Below are 6,053 nucleotides of genomic sequence, written 5' to 3' on the forward strand. Positions count from 1 at the left end.
CTAACAAGTGGGGGTGCAGTTTTTTATGTATGAATGTCATGGTACAAGGAACAATCACATATTGTAGAAATGAAGAGTTTAAGCTATTTTCATAAATATGGAATATGCACTAAAATAAATGTTGTTAAAATTCTGTCAATTATATTATAATACAAGGTAAGCGGATACATTTTTTAATCAACGTTGAGTTCCTCGCTCATACGACTATTAAGAAACCCGTTATCCTCGTATAAGAAAGGAAGATAGCTGTGTACGCTTCAAATACAATTTATATCGTAGGGGATGCGAAAGCACCTCAAAATAATCCCATTACTGAAAAGTTTAAAAGCTATTTCGTAGCATTTATACTTGTTAAGGATACAGGGGAAATTGTAGATGCAGACTGCTCAGCGACAATTGCATTAACATCTCAATTTGTTAAATATTTATTTCTACATAAAAATATAAATGACCCGGCGTTAGTAATGGAAGTAAAGAACCGATATTTCGGTTCTTCTCAAAAAGCGTTACTTGTAGCGCTAAAAGATGCACAGAAAAAATATAATCAGATTGCTGCTTTGTCTACTCAATCATAGACAAAATCCAGCCGTAAGAATCATTCTTATGGCTGGATTTTTTTATTTCACATTATCGTCCTACATCAAAAGTAAACGAAAACAAAGTAGAGAGATAGAAGAGTAAATGCCCAATAGGTTTACCTAATAATCCGTGGGTATAAATCTCCGGTGGATTAAAATTTCACTTCATTGGAGAATGAAAGGATGAAAAAAATGAAAATTACAGATGTAAAAGTAAATCGTAGACGTGTAAAACTGCATACACCGTTTAAAACCGCGCTTCGTACTGTAACAGAAATTGAAAGTATAGATGTTTATATTCATACAGACGAAGGAGTGATTGGTAAGGGGGCTGCAGCCGCAACGCCAGTTATTACGGGGGATTTCACCAGCGGAATGGAAGAAGCGATTTTAGGACCGATGCGTTCATGTTTAATTGGTCAAAATATCATTCAGTTTCAGCAGTTACTACAGGGCATTCAAATGAGTTGTATTGGAAATTCCAGTGCGAAAGCAGCGGTAGATATCGCTTTATATGATGTATATTGCCAATATCAAAATGTGCCGTTATATGCATTGTTAGGCGGGAAGAAAGAAATTCATACCGATATTACAGTGAGTGTGGATGAGCCTGTATTAATGGCAAAAGAAGCGAAGAAACATATAGAAAAAGGATTTCAAACATTAAAGATTAAAGTGGGTAAAGAGGCGCATTTAGATTTGGAACGTATTGAGGCAATTCGAAATGTGGTACCAAGAAATACGATATTACGTTTAGATGCGAATCAAGGTTGGAGTCCAAAAGAAGCGGTCTCTATTATTCAAGAGATGGAAAATCGTAATTTAAATATAGAATTTATTGAACAACCAGTACACGCGAAAGATTGGGATGGGTTAAAGTATGTCAAAGATCGTGTGCAAACGCCAATTATGGCCGATGAAAGTATATTTTCAGCAAGTGACGCATTAAAGCTCGTTCAAGGAAGATATGCAGACTTCATTAATATTAAATTAATGAAATGTGGTGGTATACGTGAAGCATGGCGTATTGCAGATATCGCAGAAACAGCTGGTGTGAAGTGTATGGTGGGCAGCATGATGGAATCTTCACTTTCCGTTAGTGCTGTTGCGCATTTAGCGGCAGCGCATCCTAATATTCATTATTTTGATCTTGATGCACCGCTTTGGTTAATGGAAGAGCCAGAAGGAATGACTTATTCTGGATCAAAGGTAAACCTTCAATCGACAGTGAATAGTAAGTCTTAGGAGAAGAGACTAGTAAACTATCTTTTAAGGGGGATAAATATGAAAAAAGTAGGAACTGCATTTTTAACAACTTTATTTATATTTTCATCGTTTACATCGGCAAATGCTGAAGAAAAGAAGGATAATAAAGCATTTATAGATGTATCTGCTGCAACGTTATGGACAGTACCTGATTCATTAAGGCCAATCGATACACCGAGTACAACAAATCCAGTGGATCTATGGAAATGGACGAAATCAATGACACTTGACGAGAAACTATGGTTAACAAATGCAAATAAATTAGAAACACAAGCGTTACTCGGTCAAGAAGTAACTGTTATTGATAAGAAAGGCGAATGGGTGAAGGTATTAGTGCATGGACAGCCAACACCACGAAATGAAGAAGGTTATCCGGGCTGGATGCCTGAAAAACAATTAACATATAATCAAGAATTTGCAGATAAAACAAATGAACCTTTTGTCTTAATAACCAAACCAACAGCGCTTTTATATATAAACCCTTCTGAAAAACATAAATCACTTGAAATCAGTTATAATACAAGACTGCCGCTATTAAGTGAAGACACAATTTCATACCGTGTATTGTTGCCAAATGGTCAAAAAGCATGGATACGTAAAAATGATGGAACAGTTTACCAATCTCAAACTGATATTTCAACTCCGGCGGCCGATGATTTAATTAAAACAGGGAAAATGTTTTTAGGATTACCGTATATATGGGCTGGTACAAGTGGTTTTGGATTTGATTGCTCTGGCTTCACGCATACGATCTATAAATCGCACGGCATTACAATTCCGCGAGATTCTGGACCGCAATCAAGAGCAGGAGTTGCAGTTGATAAAGAAAATCTACAAAAAGGAGATTTAATTTTCTTTGCACATGATCAAGGGAAAGGTAGTGTCCATCACGTCGCAATGTATATTGGTGATGGCAATATGATTCACTCACCAAGAGCTGAAAGATCGGTAGAGATTATACCGCTAAATACACCAGGATATATAGAAGAATACGCTGGTGCTCGTCGTTACTTACCTTAAAAATAGAGGGGGTTTTTAAATGAAAAAAGTTGTTCGTTACTCATTAGTTAGTACTCTATTAGTTTCTTCATTTTTAGTTGGCTGCGCAAAAGAAAAAACTGCAACAAAGCCCAAAGATGAGAAGAAAGTATTACAGTTACTAGAAACGGGTGAAATTCCGTCGTTAAATTCAGGGAAAGTAACAGATGCAGTCTCGTTTAACGTTTTGAATAACGTAATGGAAGGACTATTTCGTCTATCGAAAAATGATGAAGTAATTGAAGCCGGCGCACAAAAATATGAAGTGAGTAAAGATGGAAAGACATATACATTCCAATTGCGTGATGCGAAATGGTCTAACGGAGATCCAGTAACCGCCCATGATTACGTATACGCTTGGAAGCAATTGATTAATCCAGATACAGCTTCTCAATATGCATACATTGCGTACGATGTAAAAAATGCTGAGAAGATAAATAAAAAACAACTAGGTCTAGATGAATTAGGAGTAAAAGCGAAGGATGATAAAACATTCGTCGTAGAGCTAGAACATCCTGTACCGTATTTTACGAAATTATTAATTTTACCATCCTTCTATCCAATTAACGAAAAATATGCGAAAGAGCAAGGTGATAAATATGGATTAGAAGCAAATAAAGCGGTATATAATGGACCGTTTACATTATCAGAGTGGAAGCATGAAGCTAGCTTTACAATGAAGAAAAACGATAAGTATTGGGATAAAAAAGAAGTGAAGTTAGATGAAGTAAACTATCAAATTGTAAAAGAAATTTCAACTGCGGTAAATTTATATGAAACAGATAAAGTTGATAGAGCTGTTATTTCTACAGAATTCGTAGATAAATATAAAAATAATAAAGAGCTAAAACAATATACAGATCCAGTTATGTACTTCTTCCGATTTAATGAAAATGTACCGATTCTTAAAAATAAAAATGCACGTCTTGCGCTAAGTACAGTTTTTGATAAGAAGGGACTCGCAGATTCATTTTTAAATGATGGATCGGTTGCAGCGAACTATTACGTACCAAAAGGATTTTTAAAGGGCCCAGATAAGAAAGATTTTAGAAGTACGTCTGGTGAGTTTAATAAGACAAATGTAAAACAGGCGAAGGAATATTGGGAGAAAGCAAAACAAGAGACAGGTACAAATGAAGTGACTTTAGAATTATTAAATTATGACTTAGAAAACTTTAAAAAAGTTGGAGAGTACATTAAAGAGCAGCTTGAGAAAAACTTACCAGGATTAAAAGTGAATGTGAAATTACAGCCGCATACGCAAAAATTAGCACTTGAGAAGAAGAAAGAATATGAAATGTCGTTATCACGCTGGTTACCAGATTATCCAGATCCAATGACTTACTTAGAAGTATTCCTTTCTGGAAGCAGTGTTAATAATACAGAATATGCAAATCCAGAATATGATGCATTAATTAAGAAGATTAAAACAGAATTAGGTAATGATGAAAAGGCTCGCTGGAAAGCAATGCAAGATGCTGAAAAAATGCTACTTGATGATGCAGTAATTGCACCGGTATTCCAGCGTGGATTATCTTACTTACAAAAACCATATGTGAAAGATTTATATGTACATCAATTTGGTCCAGCTACAAGTTTAAAATGGGCAGATTTACAAAAATAAAAGAATGGGGAAACAGACTTCACGTATGTGATAGTCTGTTTTTTCTTATTTAAAGTTAGAAAAATAGTTCATGGTATAATTTATTAGTCTGTAAACAGTATTTGGAGGGAAAATGATGTCTATGTTTGAAGAAGAGAAAGTAATTTATACAAAAAGATTATTTATGAGGAAACCAATTGTAGAAGATATTGATCAGTTTTATAACATATTAAAAAAAGATACTGTTGGCAAATGGCTGGCTAAATCAAGAGGAATGTCGAAGGAAGAAACAAATGATTATATTGGGCAACTTATCTTACATTGGGAACAGTATGACTTCGGGGTATGGTTGTTATTTAATAGTGAAACAGGAAAGCTTTTAGGACATTGTGGTTTAAGAAAGGTAGATGAAACAGGTGAAATAGAAATTATGTATCTTCTTGACCCAGAACATTGGAGGAATGGGTATGCATTAGAAGCAGCAGAGGCTTCCATTAAATATGCAATAGAGACTTTGAATGTAACAAGAATAATTGCTAGAGTTAAAGTGGCAAATGAGAGCTCGAAAAAACTTTTACGAAAGCTCGGGTTTATATATACTCATGAAGTTGATCATAGCGGGCGCTTATTATCATATTTTGAACTCCATACATCATCCAAAGAATTCTAGACATTTCATATATTTTTTCATTGGTAAAAAATAAAATTATTACTAAAATTCCAGTGTGAAATTTATGTAGAATCTTGTATAATTAACATGTTTCTATGGAAACATTTTCTTGCGCTATTTATATAGGGCTTAATAGAACAAGGAAGGAAATACATACATGTATATAATAGATAAATAGAATGGAACATGTATAGAGACAAAGGAGAGAAAAGATGACGTGTCAAAAACAAGGGTTACAATTTAATAACGATAGAAAGAGGGACAGAAGATGAAAATGAAGCATGCTTTTGGTCCTATAATTTTAGCGTGTGTGCTTTTTTTCATTATCATTCTAATCCCATCGAAAAGTTTAGTATCGCTTATTAGTGATAAGAAGGTAGAAGATGCGGCAACTTCTTTACAAAAAGAGAAATTACAAAGTGTTTTCTTACAGCAAAAAATGTTAGAGAATTCACAGTATTTACCGATGTACGGTTCATCAGAATTTTTACGAATGGATGCATATCATCCGTCTAATTATTTCAAAGTAAATCCAGCTGGTTTTACACCGTTTTTAATTGGAACTGGTGGTACACAAAGTTTAGCTCATATTTTAAATATGACATCTACTATGGATGAATTAGAAGGTAAAAAAGTAGTGTTTGTTCTTTCACCACAATGGTTTACAAAGACTGGTGTATCACAAGGGGATTTCACTAATAATTTCTCCAAACAACAAGCATATCATTTTATTTTTAATGATGAGATAAATCCAGGAATGAAGAAGCAAATCGCGAAACGGCTATTAGATTATAAAGTTGTTCAAGAAGATGATATATTAAAAAATTCATTAGAAGGTATTGTATATAATGATACGAAACATAGCATAAAAGCAGGTTGAGTTAAACCACTTGCTTAT

General features: G+C 34.3%; 5 protein-coding genes and 1 pseudogene. All 6 read left to right on the forward strand.

Translation table 11 applies throughout. The features are described from left to right. Positions 1-248 precede the first annotated feature (248 nt). The gene (locus tag ABWK52_RS23075) at positions 249-575 is read left to right on the forward strand and encodes a DUF3870 domain-containing protein (protein ID WP_000271312.1); all 327 of its coding nucleotides are present in this window, start codon (positions 249-251) and stop codon (positions 573-575) included. 186 nt (positions 576-761) lie between these two features. Continuing rightward, positions 762-1,823, forward strand: a complete 1,062-nt coding sequence (locus tag ABWK52_RS23080; protein WP_141536735.1) for a dipeptide epimerase — start codon at positions 762-764, stop codon at positions 1,821-1,823. A 39-nt stretch (positions 1,824-1,862) separates the two neighbouring features. Continuing rightward, positions 1,863-2,864, forward strand: a complete 1,002-nt coding sequence (locus ABWK52_RS23085) for a C40 family peptidase (RefSeq protein ID WP_098541932.1) — start codon at positions 1,863-1,865, stop codon at positions 2,862-2,864. Positions 2,865-2,883: 19 nt separating this feature from the next. After that, complete coding sequence (locus ABWK52_RS23090) at positions 2,884-4,506, forward strand: peptide ABC transporter substrate-binding protein (protein ID WP_016118072.1); 1,623 nt, start codon at positions 2,884-2,886, stop codon at positions 4,504-4,506. A 115-nt stretch (positions 4,507-4,621) separates the two neighbouring features. After that, entirely contained in the window at positions 4,622-5,155 is a 534-nt protein-coding gene (locus ABWK52_RS23095) for a GNAT family N-acetyltransferase (protein WP_000061613.1), read from the forward strand. Between the two features lie 268 nt (positions 5,156-5,423). After that, positions 5,424-6,032, forward strand: a pseudogene (gene dltD / locus ABWK52_RS23100) (D-alanyl-lipoteichoic acid biosynthesis protein DltD); the annotation flags it as partial. Positions 6,033-6,053 lie beyond the last annotated feature (21 nt).

This window comes from Bacillus sp. AP50, from assembly GCF_040492675.1.
GTDB classification, from domain to species: domain Bacteria; phylum Bacillota; class Bacilli; order Bacillales; family Bacillaceae_G; genus Bacillus_A; species Bacillus_A cereus.